This is a genomic window from Roseomonas mucosa ATCC BAA-692 (assembly GCF_000622225.1).
Taxonomy (GTDB): domain Bacteria; phylum Pseudomonadota; class Alphaproteobacteria; order Acetobacterales; family Acetobacteraceae; genus Roseomonas; species Roseomonas mucosa.
The window spans coordinates 18,245-35,687 of record NZ_JHWD01000002.1; the positions used below are offsets into that span (position 1 = coordinate 18,245).

Here is a 17,443-nt window from a genome sequence, read left to right on the forward strand (position 1 = left end):
GGCTTTTCCCTTCCCGTCAGGTTTCGCCCGGAAGCTGGACCGCCGGCCGGCCCAAGGCAAGCCGCCGCCCGGCCTGGAACAGGGCAGCCGGCGAGTCCATGCTGCGCGCCGGACTTTCCGGGAAGGAACCCGCCATGGCGAAGCCCAGCATCCTGCTCACCCGTCACTACCCTCCTGCCGTGATGGAACGCGCGGCGCGGGACTATGCCTGCGTGACGCGGGCGGAGGATGGCGGGCTGACCGGGGCGGCGCTGTGCCGCCTCGCGGCGGGGGTGGAGGGCATCCTCTGCGCCGCGGGCGACCCGATGGACGGCGCCACCATCGCGGCCCTGCCGGACAGCGTGCGGGTCCTGGCCACCTTCAGCGTCGGCACCGACCATATCGACCTGGAGGCCGCGCGGCGCCGGGGAATCGTGGTGACCAACACCCCCGACGTGCTGAGCGTGGCCACGGCGGAGATCGCCATGCTGCTGGTCCTGATGTGCGCCCGCCGCGCCGGGGAGGCGGAGCGGATGGTGCGGGCGCGGGAATGGGTCGGCTGGTCGCCCACGCAGCTCCTGGGCGTGACGCTGGAGGGCAAGAGGCTCGGCATCCTGGGCATGGGGCGCATCGGCCAGGCGCTGGCCCGGATGGCGCGGGGCTTCGGGATGGAGATCCACTACCGCAACCGCGGCCGCCTCGCCCCGGAGCAGGAGGAGGGTGCGGTCTTCCATGCCACGGACGAGGCCTTCCTGGGCACGGTGGACGTGCTGTCCATGCATATCCCGGGCGGCGCCGCGACGCGGAACTGGCTGGACGCGGGGCGGATCGCGCAGCTCCGCAAGGGCGCCATCGTGGTGAACACGGGCCGGGGCAGCACGGTGGACGACGCCGCGCTCTGCGCCGCCTTGCATTCGGGGCACCTGCGCGCCGCCGGGCTGGATGTCTTCGCCGGCGAGCCGCGGATCTTCGAGGGCTATCATGGCGCGCCCAACGTCACCCTGCTGCCGCATCTGGGCAGCGCCACCGAGGAGACGCGCGACGCCATGGGCTTCCGCTGCCTCGACAACCTCGACGCGTTGCTGCGGCGTGGCGAGGAGCCGCCGCACCGGGTGGCATGAGCGGAGCGGACCGGGAAGGGCGGTGGCGGAGGCGGGCACGCCATTCATGACAGATCCGCGGCATGAATCCGCGGTCCGGGGGCTTGCCCTGCCTTCCGGGCTCGGCTATCCGCCCCGTCATCGGACAGGTGGCCGAGTGGTCGAAGGCGCGCGCCTGGAAAGTGCGTATACGTCAAAAGCGTATCGTGGGTTCGAATCCCACCCTGTCCGCCAACCCCGCCGATTGTCCTCCATGGCGCGATATTCCCGCCGATGGCCGCCGACACCGTGCGGTTTAGCAAACCGCCGTTTCCACGCCGTAGTTCGACACCAGCGTGCCCGAGCTGGCAGTGCGGCAGCTTCCGACCCGTTTCCGGCCGTTCGGTAGATCGGCGGGGCATCCCGAAATCGGCCGTTCCACCAACTCGCAGCAGTCCCGTTTTTCCATGTCCGACGGATCGTTCCGGGAAAGAGCCATCGGGAACAGGTTCTGGGAAAACGTCCCAACCTGGAGGCATCGGGAAACCGATCCTGCCTCGGCTGTCCCGTTGAAGGTTCCTTTGCGAGAAGGTCCAAATGCCCCAATGTCGTTCTATATCGCGGGCCTATGTGACGGGGGACGCTACCGGAGGTGTTATGTCGGAAGCAGGTTTACAGTCAGTCGGCATGGTTGGGCTGGGTAAGATCGGCGGTGCAGTGGCGCAGCATATCCTTGCCGCGGGTCATCCCGTCACCGTCTGGGCACGACGGCCATCCACCATGGCCGAGCTTGTTGAAAGAGGTGCTGTCGCCGTGCAGTCACTCGGAGAGATCGGCCAAGCCGACGTGGTGATCTCCGTCGTGTTCGACGATGAAGCGACGCGAGAGGTTGTACTTGGCTCGGCGGGCTTCATCAATTCTATGCGGCCGGGAGCCATCCATGTGGCGATGGAGACTATCTCCCCTGCCTTGTCGCAGGAGTTGCACGATGCCCACGCAGAACGCGGCCAACGCTATATCGCCGCCCCCGTTTTCGGGCGTCCCCAGGCTGCTGCGGCCGGACAACTCTCAATCATATGTTCGGGACCGAAAGACACCTACGATGTCGCGGCTCCGATCTTGTCGGCGGCAGGCTCCACGCGGTGGGTCGGCTCCGATGTCGGGCAGGCCATGCTGGTCAAGCTGATCGGTAACCACATGATCCTGACCATGGGAGAATTGCTGGGCGAGACCTTCACCTTCCTGCGCGCCGGCGGGATCGATGGCGCGGAGACCAAGGCTGCGCTGCTGGATACTCTCATGCCTGGCGTGCTCGCAGGGTACGCACAGCGCATGGTCGATCAACCTGACGCTCCACGCCCTGCTGCTTCGGCCATCGGCCGCAAGGACAACGGGCTTGTTCTGGCGGCGGCCGAGCAGCTGGATGTCCCGCTGCCATTAGCTGAGTTCCTTCGCAGCCACTAATACAACGAGACCCCACCGCTAGGAGAACAGCGGGGCAAGGTCTTCTCAGGACTCGATCCCTTGCGAGACAGGTCGGCGGGGCGCGCCTTTTTCAACAGCCCTGGCCGTTTGGTGAACATCGTCAGACGGTCCTGTAGGGCCGGCTGCTGCCGCAGGCCAGTGTTCGTTAACCCGTGTGGGAAAGAGTGTGCGGCAAAGGTTCCGCTGCGTCAGCTATCCGCTTCGATGCGCCCGATAGCTGTCGGGCGGCAATGTCCCCATTCTCGACATTTGATCAATCAGCCGCGCAGGTTGGACCAACTGGTAGATCCAAAGGGCGACTGGAGGAAGGCAACCTGGGGCGAACTGGAATACTCCGTCAAACGTCCGAAATGGCCGCCGTCAGACCCCTAGAAGCCGCCGAGAACCGCCGTTTGCCGAATAGCAGGAAGAATCTGCATGATCATCGAAGGGTTGTGACGATCTCATAGCGCTCATTTTCATCGGGTGCCGCCCGCCAGAAGACCTTATCTCCGACGCAGCATCGGAGCGGCTTCGTTCGGCTCACCGTAGCGGATGCCGCGAACCATGCCGCGCCGGCGCCGATCCGGCGGCGCTGAAACAGCCCCCTTCACCAACGCTTTCCGAAGCGACCCGGGATGGACGGATAGGGAGGACGACCATGCGGTTGATCTTGTGCCTTGCGGCGCTTCTCATGCTGAGCGGCTGTGGACTGGTGGCCCTGCCCTTCCGCGCCACGGGCGATGTGGTGCAGGTGGTGCCTGTCGTCGGGGGGCCTGTCGGCAAGCCGATCCATGCGGTGGGCGACGCGATCGACTGAGGACACGCGCCGCGGGATGGTGGTCACGGCCCGCCCCTATATCCGGTCGAGCCATTCATCCACGGCCGCCTTGGCGGCGCCGGGCGTCGGGAATCGCGCGCCATCCTGCGGATGGCCTGCCATGCGAAGAAAATTCTGATCCGGAAACCGCTGTCCCGTCGTCTCGATGAGGGCGCCACGGTATTCCCAGGTCGGGCCGCCCCTGAGGCCTTGGAAGGTCAGAAGACGGGCTTCACCCATCCCTTTGTCGTCCGATGCCATACACTCACGCTGCGACTGTGGAAGAACCTGTTCCGTCTTGGCGCAAGCGGCCGTGCCCGGCGTCATCCATTCGGATGAGGCTTTGACGACCCGGGGCGATAGGTGAGGCAAAGCCAGGCCTGTTCCAGCCGCCCGGGAGATTATCCTTCTGGTGACGACAGCGGCCGGTCTGAATCCAACCGCGACGTTCTGGCCACAGACCTGGAAGGACCAGAAGTGACGGGCGAAACGCGCCCTGGCTTCTATGGGAGGATTTTGGGGTGGTTCGCTTTGGTGAGGCTCAAACCGGCAGAAAACCTGCCGGAATGGCGTCCCCTAGGGGATTCGAACCCCTGTTGCCGCCGTGAGAGGGCGGTGTCCTAGGCCTCTAGACGAAGGGGACGTGGCCATCGGTGAGGTGGCTTCTATCGGAGCCTCTGCCGGGGATCAAGCCATCTCGGGCCGCTTATTTGCATCCCTGCCTCGCGTGGGTGGGTCTTCACGCGGAAACCGTTCCAGGCGTGGGCAGGCGCCGCCGATTCACTCCGTGGGGCGCAGCTCGCCCAGCACCCGGCCGGAACGCGGGTCCAGCAGCAGCACGCGCTCGCCCTGCGGCCCTTCGACCCAGACCGCCACCCGGTCCCCCGCACCGGCCAAGCCGCGGATGCGGGTGCCCGCCGGCTGTCCCAACCCGCCCTCGATCCTCTGGGCGGATGGCGTGGCGGCGGACATGCGCTGGACGATCACCGCGATCAGCCCCACGGTGCCCGCGACAATCAGAACTCCCATGACGATGACGAGCACCTTGAGCGCGCGCAATCAGACCCCCGATCTTTCCCTGGATTTCATCGCCACGCCGGAACAAGCGGGGCAGCGCCTGGACCGCGTCCTGGCGGAGGTGTCAGGGGCATTGTCCCGATCCCGTGTCAAGGCGCTGATCGAGGCCGGAGAGGCGCTGCGGGACGGCCAGCCCGTGGCCAACCCTTCCGAGGCCGTGCGGCCGGGGGCCCGCTACATCCTGCATGTCCCGCCACCGGAGCCGGCGACGCCGCAGGCCCAGGCGATCCCGCTCACCATCCTGTACGAGGACCCGCACCTGATCGTGCTGGACAAGCCGGCCGGGCTGGTCGTGCATCCCGCGCCGGGCAACCTGGACGGCACCCTGGTGAACGCCCTGCTGGCCCATGCCGGGGAGGAGCTGACGGGCATCGGCGGCGAGAAGAGGCCGGGCATCGTGCACCGGCTGGACAAGGACACCAGCGGCGTGATGGTGGTGGCGAAGTCCGAGGCAGCGCACCATGCGCTGTCGGAGGCCTTCGCTTCCCGCGACCTGGACCGGGAATACCTGGCGCTGGTCTGGGGCCTGCCCTCCCCCGGCAAGGGGGAGATCGAGGGCGATATCGGCCGCCATCCGATGGACCGGAAGCGCATGGCCGTGGTCACGCGGAACGGCAAGCACGCCCTCACCCGCTATGCCACGGAACAGGCCTGGGCGGCCGCCTGTGCCCTGCTCCGCTGCCGGCTGGCGACCGGGCGGACCCACCAGATCCGGGTCCACCTCTCGCACAAGGGCCATCCGCTGGTGGGGGACCCGGTCTATCTCCGCCGCACCCCGGCCTCGGCGAAGTCGCTCGGCCCGGAGGCGCGGGAGGCCCTGCTGGCCTTTCCGCGGCAAGCCCTGCACGCCGCCACGCTGGGCTTCCGCCATCCCGTGACCGGGGAGGCGCTGAGCTTCTCCGCCCCCCTGCCGCCGGACATGGCGGCCCTGCTGGACGTGTTGAAGCGCGACGGAGAGTAACCCGACTGTGACAGTCGGTTTTTCTTGCAAACAAAGGGCGAACGCGCTAAAAACTCGCTGCGCCGCCGCAGCCAGGTGCCGCTTTGAGGCGTTAGTCGCGGAGACATGTTCCGACGTGACCGGAGCGACCGCGACGCGCTGGGCCTGGCAACGGATGGGCACATTCCACAGCGGTCTCAGAGCCAGCCGTCACGGGGGCTCCTGAAACCGGAGAGGAGGCGAGTACATACATGGCTTCCACTTCCATGATTCCAATGGCTCCCGAGGGCAATCTTTCCCGCTACCTCCAGGAGATCCGCAAGTTCCCGATGCTGGCGCCGGAGGAGGAGTACAACCTCGCCAAGAGTTGGAAGGACAAGGGGGACGAAGGGGCCGCACACAAGCTCGTCACCTCCCACCTCCGCCTCGTCGCGAAGATCGCCATGGGATATCGCGGCTACGGCTTGCCGGTGGGCGAGCTGATCAGCGAAGGCAACGTCGGCATGATGCAGGCGGTGAAGCGGTTCGACCCGGACCGTGGTTTCCGCCTCGCCACCTATGCCATGTGGTGGATCCGCGCCGCGATCCAGGAATACATCCTGCACTCCTGGTCTCTGGTGAAGATGGGCACCACTGCCGCGCAGAAGAAGCTGTTCTTCAACCTGCGCCGGTTGAAGGGCCAGATGGCCGCGTTGGAGGAAGGCGACCTGCAGCCGGAGCAGGTGGAGAAGATCTCCCGCGTGCTGCAGGTGCCGGAACAGGACGTGGTGTCCATGAACCGCCGCCTTGCCTCCTCCGACCAGAGCCTGAACGCGCCCGTGCGCGCCGACAGCGAGGGCGAGTGGCAGGACTGGCTGGTGGACGAGGGCGAGAGCCAGGAGAGCGAACTCGCGGACCGGGAGGACATGTCCAACCGCCGCTACCTGCTCGACACGGCGCTGAAGACGCTGAACGAGCGTGAGCGCCACATCCTGATCGAGCGCCGGCTGAAGGACGAGCCGACCACGCTGGAGGAGCTTTCGCAGCAGTACAACATCTCGCGCGAGCGCGTCCGCCAGATCGAGGTCCGCGCCTTCGAGAAGCTGCAGAAGTCGATGAAGAACCAGATCGCCGAGCAGCGTCTGGCCATCACCTGAACCATCGCCGTGGCGGGGGCTCTCCGGCCCCTGTCGCGAGCGGCGCGGATGTGAATGATCGGGTGGCGAACGGCGGAGAAACCCGCCGTTCTCGATTCCGGTGCTCCTTTCAGCCTGCCATCCCCTGTCCCGGCAGCAGATCCGCGGCCTGAACCGCTGCCGCGCCGCCCGATCTCGCCTAAGGAGATCGGGAGGACGAAAGGATAGGGTGCATGGAACGGCTGGAGGTGTCGGAGACAGCGGAGCAGGCCCGGACCGCCCCTCGCCCGCGGCGTCAGCGCTTCCGGCGGCTGCGGCGGCTCCCCCTGGTGTCGCCGCGCCTCTGGCTGCGCCGCATGGTCTTCTGGCTCGGCGCCGTGCTGGTGGGCCTCGTGGCCATCGCCTTCGCCGCCCTGGCCGATCGGGCGGGAGAGGGCTTCCACCGCCTGGTCACGCACTGGCCGCTGCTGGCGCTGGTGGTCTCGCCCGCCTGCTTCGCCCTGGCCAGCTACCTGACCCGCACCGTCTTTCCCGGCGCCCAGGGCAGCGGCATCCCCCAGGTCATCGCCACGCTGCACATGGACGACCCGAGGCTCGTCGCCCGGATCCTTTCGTTGCGGATCGCGGTGGGAAAGGTCCTGCTCACGCTGCTCGGCCTGCTTGGCGGCGGCTCGATCGGGCGCGAAGGGCCGACCGTGCAGGTCGGCGCCTCGATCATGCAGGCGCTGGCCCAGCGGCTGCACCTCCCCCGGCCCGAGACCCAGCGCGCCATGGTGCTGGCGGGTGGTGCCGCCGGCGTCGCGGCCGCCTTCAACACCCCGCTGGCGGGAATCGTCTTCGCCATCGAGGAGCTCAGCCATTCCTATGAGGGCCGCACCAGCGGCAATGTCCTGACCGCCGTGGTGATCGGCGGCGTGGTCAGCCTGGCCCTGGTCGGGAACTACACCTATTTCGGCGTTACCCAGGTGGATCTGCCGATGGGCGCCGCCTGGGCCGCCGTCCCGCTCTGCGCCGTGCTGGGCGGGCTCTGCGGCGGTGTCTTCAGCTGGATGCTGGTGCGCGCCTCCACGGGTCTGCCCGGCCTGGCCGGGCGCCTGCTGGCGCGCCATCCGGTGGGCTTCGCCGCGCTCTGCGGGCTGCTGGTGGCACTGATCGGGCTGGCCAGTGGCGGCCTGACCTATGGCACGGGCTATGCCCAGGCGCGGGGGCTGATCGAGGGGGAGACCACCCTTCCGGCCAGCTATTTCGTGTCCAAGCTGCTGGCGACGGTGGTGTCCTATTGCAGCGGCATTCCCGGCGGCATCTTCGCGCCCTCCCTCTCGGTGGGGGCCGGCTTCGGCGCCACGCTGGCGGAGTTCCTGCCGGTCGCGCCGCTGGGCGCCATGGTGCTGCTCGGCATGGTCGCCTATTTCTCCGGCGTGGTGCAGGCGCCGATCACCGCCGCCGTCATCGTCATGGAGATGACCGACGGGCAGAACATGATCATCCCGCTGATGGCCACTTCCTTTATCGCGACCGGCGCCTCGCGCCTCATCTGCCGCCGCCCGCTCTACGGCGCCCTGGCGCATCGCTTCCTGAACGTGATGGAGCGCCGCTGAGGCGGCCGCGGGGGCCTGTGCCGGGCGTCCCGGCGCACCGGAGGCACGCCGGACCGGCTCCGGCGCCGCCACGGAGGTTCGACATGGCGGGCGAAGGGGTGCAGACCTGCCTGCCGCCCGGGAGCACGACAATGGGAATCGCCACATCCGGATATGCGACGGCCTGGATGCTGCTCATCCTGGCCGGGGTCGCCAACATCGCGGGCTATGCCTTCGACCTGTATCAGCCGTTCTGGTGGTTCGACCGCGTGCTGCACGGCTGCACCATCCTCGCCATCACCTTCTGGCTCGCCATCGTCGTCTTCGGCCGGTTTCTCCGGGCGGCGCCGCCGCAGCCGGTTCTGGCCTTCTTCCTTCTCGCCAGCGTCGGGATCGCGATCGGGGCGCTGTGGGAGGTCGCCGAGTGGGGCTTCGACCAGTTCGCGCCCGGCAATGTCATCAAAGGCAAGCACGACAGCATCCTGGACATCGTCATGGACACGCTCGGGGCGGTGCTCGCCGGCTTGCTGGCCGTCCGGTTCCTGCGGCCTCGCGGGGATGTCATCCCCGGCCGCGGCGCGGGTTCCGTCCGGTGAGGGGCGGCCGGGCGCGCCAGTGTCGTCACCAGCATATGCCGGGCATGGCCCGGACCATGGGGGCCTGATGTTCTTCGATAGCTGGTTCGGGCTGCTCCGGGTCCTGGTGGTCGGAACCCTCGCCTACCTGGCCCTGGTGGTGTTGCTGCGCATCTTCGGCAAGCGCACCCTGGCCAAGCTCAACGCCTTCGACCTGGTCGTCACTGTGGCACTGGGCTCCACCCTGGCCACCGTGCTGCTCAGCAAGTCGGTGGCCCTGATGGAGGGGCTGCTGGCCTTCGTGCTCCTGGCCGGGCTGCAATACGTCGTCGCCTGGCTTTCGGTCCGGTTCCAGGGCTTCAGCGACCTGGTGAAGTCGGAGCCGACCCTGCTGCTGCACCGGGGGCAGTTCCTCCGGGGGGCGATGCGCGCCCAGCGCATCACCGAGGCGGAAGTCCTGGCTGCCCTCCGCGGCTCCGGGGCTTCCGACCCCCGGCAGGTCGCCGCCGTGGTGCTGGAGACGGATGGAAGCCTGAGCGTCGTCCGGGATGCCAGCGGGCATGGCGAGATCGGCAGCCTGGCCGGCATCCATGATGTCCGCGACGAAGCCGGGTAAGGCGTCCCCGGAACATCCCCGGGGCGCGGCTGCCCCAACGGCCCCGTGCGCGATGCCGGGCCGCTGAAGCCGGAAATTCCGCCGCCGGGCATCACTCCTCCCGCGGGTCCGGCCCACGGGTCGTGGCCTGTACCGGCTCCACCGCCTGGGGCCGGTTCTCGGCGGCGGCGCGATAGACGGTCTCCATCAGCCGCATGTCGCGCAGCCCTTCCTCGCCCGGCGTGTGCGGCGGCTCGTCGGCCAGGATGCGTTCGGAGAAATGGTCGATCTCCAGCGCGAACTGGTTCTTGTGCTGGATCTTGCGCTCCTCCTGCCCGACGACGTTGCCGGACTTGCGCGACACGATCAGGCGCTGCCCGACATAGGAGAAGGCATCCGGCATCTCGACGGTCCCGCCCTCGAAATGCAGCCGCAGCGTCTTGTCGTTGAAGGCGCCATAGGAGGAGAGGCAGTTCGCCATCACGCCGGACGGGAAGCGCAGGCCGAAGCTCATGCTTTCCTCCACCTCCTTCCAGCGCTCGTCGCCCGGCGGGCTGTAGCGGCGCGCGGTGATCTCCACCGGCTCCTCGCCAGTGATGTAGCGCGTGGCGTTGAGGCAGTAGAGCCCGATATCCGGCAGCGCCCCTCCCCCGGCCAGGGCCTTGGAGTAGCGCCATTGCGGCCCCGGCCCGTTGGCCTGGACGTTGGTCGCCTCGATGAAGCGCAGCCTGCCCAGCTCGCCGGACCGCACCAGCGCGATCGCCGCGCGGTTGTAGGGCTCGTACTGGCAGCGATAGGCGACCATCAGCCTGACGCCCGCCCTGGCGCAGGCCTCGACCATTTCCTGCGCCTCGGCGGCGGTGTTCGCCATCGGCTTCTCGCAGAGCACATGCCTGCCGATCGCCGCCGCGCGCAGCGTGTATTCGCGGTGCATGCCGTTGGGCAGGACGACGTAGACCGCCTTCACCTCCGGCAGGTCGCGCAGCGTCTCGAAATCCGCGTAGCCCAGCACCGCGGTTTGCGGAATGCCGTATTGACGCGCCACCACGCTGCCCTTCTCGGGGCTGCCGGTCACGAGCGCCGCCGGATAGGAGCTCCTGCACTCGGCGAAGGCGGGCAGGATCTCCTCCAGGCTCAGCCTGCCCAGCGCCACGACGGCATAGCCCAGGCGCTCCCCCGGCGCGCGCGGCGCGGGCGGGGGCGGCGTGCGCGGCTCCGCCTCGCTGCGCCAGTTCGGGAAGACGACCCGGCCGTTCTGCACCCGACCGGTGTCCATCTCCGACGGGGCCGGATAGCCCGGCGCCCCGCTGGATGCCCCGCCCGCCGCGCCGATGGCGAGGCCCATGGCCGACAGGCCGGAGGCGCGGATCAGGCCGCGCCGCGTGGCGGAGAAGCTGTCATCGGGCATGGCGGGGGTCTCCGTTTCCGTCCCCCCTCAACGTCCCGCCCCTCCGGGCGGTTCCGCCGGGGCGGTGGCGGTGGCCCCCGTCTCACGGCGGCGTGCCCGCTCCCCCCGGAAGGCGCGGGCGGCGGATCAGAGGCCCGCGAGATGCGCCGTGGCGAGCGCGGCTTCCTGCCGGTGGACCAGGGTGGAGACGCTGGCCTGGAAGACATGCAGGAAGGTGCCGGGATGGATGCCGATCCAGAGCGTCAGCAGCACCAGCGGCGCGAAGATCAGCTTCTCCCGCACCGAAAGGTCCAGGAGCTGGCGCAGCTCGGTCCGCTGCAGGCGGCTGAACACCACGGCCCGGTACATGCGCAGCATGTAGGCGGCGCCCAGGATCATGCTGCTGCCGGCCGCCAGGGTCAGCCAGGGGCTGATCTTCCAGGCGCCGACCAGCACCAGGAATTCGCCGGGGAAGGAGGCGGTGCCGGGCAGCGCCATGGCGGCCAGGGTGAAGATCATCGCCACCACGGCGTAGGCCGGCATGACCTTCGCGATCCCGCCGAAATGCCCGATGTCGCGCGAGCGCACGCGGTCCTGCAGCACGCCGATGCAGAGGAAGCCGGCGCCCGAGACCACGCCATGGGCCAGCATCTGCAGCAGCGCGCCGGAGATGCCCTGCTCGTCGATGGAGAAGACGCCGATCGTGGCGATGCCCATATGGGCGATCGAGGAATAGGCCACGATCTTCTTCATGTCCTGCTGCAGCAGGGCCACCAGGCTGGCATAGACCACGGCGATCGCCGACAGGGCCAGGACGAAGGGCGCCAGCGTTTCCGTCGCCTGCGGGAAGAGCGGGATGGAGAAGCGCAGGAAGCCATAGGCGCCCATGTTCAGCATCACGCCGCCCAGCATGACCGAGCCCGCGGTCGGCGCCTCGGCATAGGCCTCCGGCTGCCAGGTGTGGAAGGGCCACATCGGCATCTTCACCGCGAAGGCGGCGAAGAAGGCCAGGAACATCCACATCTGCGCGCCGTGCGACAGGTGCAGGCCCATCAGCTGCGTCAGGTCGGTGGAGCCGGCATCGTACCAGATGGCCAGCACCGCCAGCAGCATCAGCACCGCGCCCGCCAGCGTGTAGAAGAACAGCTTGAAGGCCGCCCGCACGCGGTGCGTCCCGCCCCAGATGCCGATGATCAGGAAGACCGGCACCAGCGCTGCCTCGAAGAAGACGTAGAAGAGCAGCAGGTCGACGGCGGAGAAGACGCCGATCATCGCCGTTTCCAGCAGCAGGAAGGCGATCATGTAGGCGCGGATACGGGTCTGCTCCATCCGCCAGGAGGCCAGGATGCAGATCGGCGTCAGGAGCGCGGTGAGCAACACGAAGAGGACGGAGATGCCGTCCACGCCCATGTGGTAGCTGATGCCCGTCTCCGGCATCCAGTTCGCGTGTTCCTGGAACTGGTAGGCGCCGCTGGCGCCGTCGAAGCCGAACCAGAGCAGGGAGGCGAGCGCCAGGACGGCCAGGCTGGTGCCGAGCGCGATTCCACGCACCAGCCGCCCGATCCTTTCCTCCTCGCCTCTCAGGCACAGGATGGCGGCCACGCCGGCCAGCGGCAGGAATGTCAGGGTCGATAGAAGCGGGAAGCCAGCAGCGTTCATCCGGCGGAGCCTTGCAAGCATCAGGACAGGCACGCGGAAACCTTCCTGTTCCGGAAGGATTCGTTGCACCGCACCATGTCGCGGGAGGCTTCGCCTATCGGCTTTTCTTTCCGGCCGCCAGCACATCGGATAGTAACAGGGCGAATCCGACGTATTTTTCATGGAGCATCCATGAATACTGACAGGATATTCGGATAGTTTTGTCTTATATAATTTTATGGGCCTCGAAGTTGTTTCGGATTCTGTTCGTTTTACTTGCGGCCACAAGGATGGAAGAGTGGCAGCAACCATCCAGGGAAGTCACGTGACTTCTGCGCAACCACGGGGCGAAGATCCGACCGGCCGCGGCCACACGGCGGACTGGGAGGGGATCAGCCGTCGTCGTGCACCGATACCGCCGCCGTGCGGCTCCAGCCCAGGCGCAGCGGCAGCCCCTCCGCCGGCTGCAACGGCGCGCGCCAGGCCGGCAGCTGCACCCGCAGCACACCGAGATCCCCGGTCGCCACGGACAGGTGGAAGGCCGTTCCGGCATAGGACCAGGACAGCACCCGTCCCTCCACCATGTTGTCCTCCTCCATCCCTTCGCCGAGCGGCAGGATCTTTTCGGGTCGCAGCGACAGCACCACGCCCTCCCCCACCCGCGCGGTGCCTTGCGCCAGCAGGCGCGTGCCGCCCAGGCGCAAGGCGATGGTGTCGCCCGTGCTTTCCTCGGCCGTGCCGGACAGGAAGTTGCTCTGCCCCAGGAAGCCCGCCACGAAGCGTGTCGCGGGGCGCTCGTAGAGCTCCGCCGGGGAGCCCTGCTGGATCAGCCGCCCGTGGTTCAGGATCGCAATCCGGTCGGAGAGGGAGAGCGCCTCTTCCTGGTCGTGCGTGACGTTGATGAAGGTGCGGCCGACGCGGCGGTGCAGCGCCTTCAGCTCGTCCTGCAGCTCGGCGCGCAGCTTCTTGTCCAGTGCGGAAAGCGGCTCGTCCAGCAGCAGCAGCGCCGGGTCGAAGACCAGGGCGCGGGCCAGCGCCACGCGCTGCTGCTGCCCGCCGGAAAGCTGGTGCGGCCGCCTTTCGGCGAAGCGGTCCAGCTGCACGAGATCCAGCGCGGCGCGCACCCGGGACTCGCGTTCGGCCCGGCCGATCCGCCGCACGCGCAGCGGAAAGGCGACATTCTCCGCCACCGTCATCTGCGGAAACAGCGCATAGCCCTGGAAGACCATGCCGAAGGAGCGTTTTTCCGGTGGCAGGGCGGTGATGTCGCGCCCGTCCAGCAGGACCTGCCCGGCGGAGGGCTCGACGAAGCCCGCGATCGTCATCAGCAGCGTCGTCTTGCCGGAGCCCGAGGGGCCGAGCAGCGTCAGGAACTCGCCGCGCCCCACCTCCAGCGACACATCCGCCACCGCCGCCGCCTCCCCATAGCGGCGGGTGACGCCCCGCAGCGACAGCGCATGGCCCGCCCCGGCCCCGCGCGCCACGGCCGGGCGTTCCAGCACGCCGCTCACGACCGGTACTCCGGCTGCTCGCGGTCCAGCTTGCGGCACATCGCCTGCCAGAGCAGCCAGCCCTGGGTCGGGCTGTCGGGCGACTGCGCCCGGGTGCGCTCCACCACCTCGGGCGGCGGCATGGAGAGCGGCGCGCCCGCGGAGAGCGCCGCGACCTGGATGCGGCAGGCCTGCTCCAGGTAGTACATCCAGTAGAAGGCCTCCGCGACCGTGCGCCCGGCGGTGAGCAGCCCGTGGTTGCGCAGGATCAGGCAGGGCCGGTCGCCCATGTCGCGCACCAGGCGCTCGCGCTCCGACAGGTTGTCGTCGGCGGCGATGCCCTCGTAGTCGTGGATCGCGACGCGGCCGTGGAACTCTATGCTGATCTGGTTCAGCGGCAGGATGCCCTGCTCCGTCGCCGCCACGGTCATGCCGGCCAGCGTGTGCGTGTGCATCACGCACTGCGCGCGCGGGCTGGCGAGATGCAGCGCCGAGTGGATCACGAAGCCCGCCGGGTTCACCGGCCAGCTCGTCTTCTGCGCCGGCTCGCCCGCCGCATCCACCAGCACCAGGGAGGAGGCGGTGATCTCCTCGAAGAGCAGCCCATAGGGGTTGACCAGGAAGCGATGCCCCTCCCCCGGCACGCGCACCGAGAGATGCGTGTAGACCGTGTCGGTCATCCCGTGCAGGGCGATCAGCCGGTAGGCGGCGGCGAGGTCGCGCCGCAGCTCCGCCTCGGTCGGCACATGCTTCGGATCGGGCTTCCGGGGCGGGTCGTAGAGCAGCATGTCAGTAGCCCCGTTCCGGGTCGTAGAGATTGGGCAGCGGATCGCCCGCCTCATGCGCGGCGATCGCCTCCGCGATATAGCGCGCACGCTCGCGCAGGCTGGCCATCGAGGCCAGATGCGGCGTCACGATCACCTGGGGATGCGACCAGAGCGGGCTGTCGGAGGCCAGCGGCTCCGGCTCGAAGACATCCAGCAGCGCGCCGTCCAGATGGCCGTCGTCCAGCGCCGCCAGCAGGTCCGGCACCACGAGATGCGAGCCGCGCCCGACATTCACGACCTGCGCGCCGCGGGGCAGCAGGGACAGCAGGCGCGCATCGATCAGCCCGCGGGTTTCCGGTGTCGAGGGCAGCAGGCAGACCAGGATGTCGGTGCGCGCCAGGAAGGCCTCCAGTTCCTCCGCCCCCGCGAAGGATTCGACGCCCGGCAGTTCCTTGCGGGTGCGCGACCAGCCCGCGACCGGGAAGCCCAGCGCCCGCAGCATCCGCGCCGCCGTGCCGCCCAGGCTGCCCAGCCCCATGATGCCGACGCGCCGCTCCGGCGCGGTGAAGCGGGGGTTGAAGTTGTCCCAGCGCGCCTGCGCCTGCGCCAGCGCCATGCGCCGCGCCCCGCGCAGCAGGGACAGGCAGGCCCAGCTCACGAACTCGCCCATGCGCTGGCCCGTTTCCAGCCCGCCCATCCGCACCAGCGGAAGATGGCGCGGCCATTCCGGGTCACGCACGATGTTGTCCACCCCGGCGGCGGAGGAGAAGACGACGCGCAGGTTGGACAGGCGCTTCAGCCGGCCGGGCTCCGGGTCCCAGACCACGACATAGGACACGTCCTCCGGCGCCACGGCGGCATCGTCCCACCAGCGGATATCCAGGCGCGGATCCACGGCCTGGAAAGCCTTGCGCCATTTCGGCACCGCTTCCTCGCCACCCGACTTCACCAGAACAATCACTCGCTCGCCCCCGATTGCGGCCCCACGCGGCGGCGGCGGCCTCCATGAAGCCGGGCGCCGGCCCGGGCTGGCCCTTTGCCGCCCGGCGGCGCCCATGCAGGGTTCATGCCGTCCCGGGCAGCCCCGGTCCAGGCCAGGCCGCTCCCGACCGCCTTGAAGCCGCGCCGGTCCGGCGGCGGTGAACCCGATGGCACCAGCATCGTTACCCCCCTGGAAATCTTCCCGGCCCGCGAGGCGCCGACTGACCGACCGACGCAGGACCGGGACCACCCGGAAGGAGAAAAACGCCATGGCCGCCGATCCGACCACGATGCATCCGGCTTCCGGCTCCGGCAACGGACAGGAGAAGGAACAGGAGGCGCTGAAGGACACCTTTCCCGCCAGCGACCCGGTGGGGAACGAAGGCGGCAGGGGCTCGCGCGCCGTTCCGGCCTCGGAGATGCAGGATGAGGACCCCGCCCCGCTCGCGGACGGGAAGACCGTGTCCTATACCTTCGACAGCCAGGAGAAGGCCAAGCTGGCCGGTGAAGGCGTGGTCCGTGCCGGGCTGGCCGAACGCAGCCGCCTTACGGTCGATGGGTCCTCCCTGCGTCTGGAGGTCGCCAGCAACGCGGCCGAGGACGCCGACAAAATGCTGCAACAGGCGGGCGGCCGCGCATCCTGAACCCGGCCGCGCCAGGGCCCCGCGCCGCCATCGTCATCTTTGGCGCGGCGGTGCGGCCCGACGACTCCCCGAGCCAGACCCTGCGGCGGCGGGTGGAGGCGGCACTGTCGCATGGCCGCCACCGGCATCCCCCGCCGCTTTACGTACCGACCGGGGCGAAGGGGCGGCACGGGCCGAGCGAGGCGAGCGTCATGGCCCGCCTGCTCCGCGAGGGTGGGGTGCCGTCCGGCGATATCCTGGAGGAGCCGACCGGCACGGACACGCTGTCCTCCGCCCGCGCCGTTGCCGGATTGCTGCAAGGCTGGCGCGGCCCCGTGCTGGTGTCTTCCTCGGCCTATCACATCCCGCGCTGCGTGCTGTTGCTGCGCCTGCTGGGCCTCCCGGCGCGCCGTGGCCCGGCAGCCCGCGCGGCCCCCGGCTTCCAGGACTGGCGCTGGCGCCTGCGCGAGGCTCCGGCCATTCCCTACGACGCCGCCCTGGCGCTCTGGCACCGCCGCGCCGGGCGCGGACCGGCCCCGGCAGCCTGACCCCTTCCCGTCCCCCGCCCTCCATGCTTCCTCTGCCGCCGCATCGAGGCGAAGGGGAGTGAGGCCATGGCGGAGCGGATGCTGGGAATCCTGGGCGGAATGGGTCCTTTGGCCGGGGCGCAGTTCCTGTTGCGGATGACGTTGCTGACACCGGCGGAACGGGATCAGGATCACGTCCCCGCCGTGCTGTGGTCCGACCCCCGCATTCCCGACCGCACCCAGGCGCGCCTGCATGGCGGGGAGGACCCGCTGCCCGGCTTGTTGCGCGGCATACGCGGACTGGAGGCGGCCGGCTGCGGCGCGATCGCCATTCCCTGCAACACCGCTCATGGCTGGTACGAGCCGATGCGCGCCGCCACCTCCTTGCCGATCCTTCATATCGTCGATGCGGCGGCCCATGACCTGCGCCGCCAGGGACTGTCCGGCGCCAGGGTCGGGTTGCTGGCCACGGCGGGCACGCTGGCGATGCGGCTGTACCAGGAACGCTTCGACACCCTCGGCCACGAGGTGATCACGCCGGACGAGGCGCAGATGCGCGACAAGGTCGGACCAGGCATCGCGCTGGTGAAGGCGAACCGGGTCGCGGAAGCCTATGCGCCCCTGGCGGAGGTGGCGGGGAGCCTGATCGCACGCGGCGCGGAGGCGGTGGTGCTGGGCTGCACGGAGATCCCGCTCGGGATCCAGGCCGGACCCGTCCTGCCTTTTCCGGTGGTGGACACGATCGACGCACTGGCCCGCGTCTCGATCGCATGGGCCAGGGGGGAGGCCGGGTAGGAAGCGGCGCGGAA

General features: G+C 69.1%; 18 protein-coding genes and 2 tRNA genes. 12 read left to right on the forward strand and 8 right to left on the reverse strand.

Annotation, left to right across the window (positions count from 1 at the left end; translation table 11 throughout):
- Positions 1–134 precede the first annotated feature (134 nt).
- The 4 genes from BT98_RS0102650 (at position 135) to BT98_RS27105 (ending at position 3,342) form a co-directional block, all read left to right on the forward strand.
- Complete coding sequence (locus BT98_RS0102650) at positions 135–1,100, forward strand: 2-hydroxyacid dehydrogenase (RefSeq protein WP_019460120.1); 966 nt, start codon at positions 135–137, stop codon at positions 1,098–1,100.
- Positions 1,101–1,222: 122 nt separating this feature from the next.
- A tRNA-Ser gene (locus BT98_RS0102655) sits at positions 1,223–1,313 on the forward strand.
- Positions 1,314–1,715: 402 nt separating this feature from the next.
- The gene (locus tag BT98_RS23020; protein WP_162175646.1) at positions 1,716–2,522 is read left to right on the forward strand and encodes an NAD(P)-dependent oxidoreductase; all 807 of its coding nucleotides are present in this window, start codon (positions 1,716–1,718) and stop codon (positions 2,520–2,522) included.
- A 661-nt stretch (positions 2,523–3,183) separates the two neighbouring features.
- Entirely contained in the window at positions 3,184–3,342 is a 159-nt protein-coding gene (locus tag BT98_RS27105) for a DUF6726 family protein (protein ID WP_019460118.1), read from the forward strand.
- Positions 3,343–3,378: 36 nt separating this feature from the next.
- On the opposite strand, the gene BT98_RS0102670 is transcribed toward BT98_RS27105, so the two are convergent.
- The 3 genes from BT98_RS0102670 to BT98_RS0102680 all read right to left on the reverse strand — a co-directional run bounded on the left by BT98_RS0102670 (position 3,379) and on the right by BT98_RS0102680 (position 4,401).
- Positions 3,379–3,603, reverse strand: a complete 225-nt coding sequence (locus BT98_RS0102670; RefSeq protein ID WP_115359251.1) for a hypothetical protein — start codon at positions 3,601–3,603, stop codon at positions 3,379–3,381.
- Between the two features lie 306 nt (positions 3,604–3,909).
- A tRNA-Glu gene (locus BT98_RS0102675) sits at positions 3,910–3,985 on the reverse strand.
- Positions 3,986–4,122: 137 nt separating this feature from the next.
- Entirely contained in the window at positions 4,123–4,401 is a 279-nt protein-coding gene (locus BT98_RS0102680; protein WP_019460117.1) for a DUF6476 family protein, read from the reverse strand.
- On the opposite strand from BT98_RS0102680, the gene BT98_RS0102685 reads away from it, so the two are divergent.
- The 5 genes from BT98_RS0102685 (at position 4,370) to BT98_RS0102705 (ending at position 9,242) form a co-directional block, all read left to right on the forward strand.
- On the forward strand, positions 4,370–5,380 hold the full coding sequence (locus tag BT98_RS0102685; protein WP_051004741.1) for an RluA family pseudouridine synthase: 1,011 nt from the start codon (positions 4,370–4,372) through the stop codon (positions 5,378–5,380). The two genes, BT98_RS0102680 and BT98_RS0102685, sit on opposite strands and share 32 nt — an antisense overlap.
- Positions 5,381–5,610: 230 nt before the next feature.
- Positions 5,611–6,495 carry an RNA polymerase sigma factor RpoH gene (rpoH, locus tag BT98_RS0102690; protein ID WP_171982290.1) on the forward strand — a complete coding sequence of 295 codons (885 nt, stop codon included), beginning with the start codon at positions 5,611–5,613 and terminating at the stop codon, positions 6,493–6,495.
- A gap of 212 nt (positions 6,496–6,707) precedes the next feature.
- Positions 6,708–8,072 (forward strand): chloride channel protein, encoded by a 1,365-nt coding sequence (locus BT98_RS0102695; protein WP_019460114.1) that lies wholly within the window; start codon positions 6,708–6,710, stop codon positions 8,070–8,072.
- Positions 8,073–8,239: 167 nt separating this feature from the next.
- Positions 8,240–8,647 carry a hypothetical protein gene (locus tag BT98_RS0102700; protein WP_126281845.1) on the forward strand — a complete coding sequence of 136 codons (408 nt, stop codon included), beginning with the start codon at positions 8,240–8,242 and terminating at the stop codon, positions 8,645–8,647.
- Positions 8,648–8,714: 67 nt separating this feature from the next.
- Entirely contained in the window at positions 8,715–9,242 is a 528-nt protein-coding gene (locus BT98_RS0102705) for a DUF421 domain-containing protein (RefSeq protein ID WP_019460112.1), read from the forward strand.
- 91 nt (positions 9,243–9,333) lie between these two features.
- On the opposite strand, the gene BT98_RS0102710 is transcribed toward BT98_RS0102705, so the two are convergent.
- From BT98_RS0102710 to BT98_RS0102730, 5 genes are all read right to left on the reverse strand, one after another.
- Complete coding sequence (locus BT98_RS0102710; protein ID WP_019460111.1) at positions 9,334–10,629, reverse strand: Gfo/Idh/MocA family protein; 1,296 nt, start codon at positions 10,627–10,629, stop codon at positions 9,334–9,336.
- A 126-nt stretch (positions 10,630–10,755) separates the two neighbouring features.
- Entirely contained in the window at positions 10,756–12,267 is a 1,512-nt protein-coding gene (locus tag BT98_RS0102715; RefSeq protein WP_019460110.1) for an NADH-quinone oxidoreductase subunit M, read from the reverse strand.
- A 371-nt stretch (positions 12,268–12,638) separates the two neighbouring features.
- The gene (locus BT98_RS0102720; protein WP_019460109.1) at positions 12,639–13,757 is read right to left on the reverse strand and encodes an ABC transporter ATP-binding protein; all 1,119 of its coding nucleotides are present in this window, start codon (positions 13,755–13,757) and stop codon (positions 12,639–12,641) included.
- On the reverse strand, positions 13,754–14,524 hold the full coding sequence (locus BT98_RS0102725; RefSeq protein ID WP_019460108.1) for a class II aldolase/adducin family protein: 771 nt from the start codon (positions 14,522–14,524) through the stop codon (positions 13,754–13,756). The genes BT98_RS0102720 and BT98_RS0102725 overlap by 4 nt, the downstream gene beginning before the upstream one ends.
- A 1-nt stretch (position 14,525) precedes the next feature.
- Positions 14,526–15,464 carry a 2-hydroxyacid dehydrogenase gene (locus tag BT98_RS0102730; protein WP_026033022.1) on the reverse strand — a complete coding sequence of 313 codons (939 nt, stop codon included), beginning with the start codon at positions 15,462–15,464 and terminating at the stop codon, positions 14,526–14,528.
- Between the two features lie 289 nt (positions 15,465–15,753).
- Here BT98_RS0102730 and BT98_RS0102735 point away from each other — a divergent pair, with 289 nt between their 5' ends.
- The 3 genes from BT98_RS0102735 (at position 15,754) to cuyB (ending at position 17,429) form a co-directional block, all read left to right on the forward strand.
- Positions 15,754–16,128 (forward strand): hypothetical protein, encoded by a 375-nt coding sequence (locus tag BT98_RS0102735; protein WP_019460106.1) that lies wholly within the window; start codon positions 15,754–15,756, stop codon positions 16,126–16,128.
- Positions 16,129–16,163: 35 nt separating this feature from the next.
- Entirely contained in the window at positions 16,164–16,655 is a 492-nt protein-coding gene (locus BT98_RS0102740; protein WP_314233791.1) for a YdcF family protein, read from the forward strand.
- Positions 16,656–16,721: 66 nt separating this feature from the next.
- Positions 16,722–17,429 carry a cysteate racemase gene (gene cuyB / locus BT98_RS0102745; RefSeq protein ID WP_019460104.1) on the forward strand — a complete coding sequence of 236 codons (708 nt, stop codon included), beginning with the start codon at positions 16,722–16,724 and terminating at the stop codon, positions 17,427–17,429.
- The last annotated feature ends 14 nt before the right edge of the window (positions 17,430–17,443 follow it).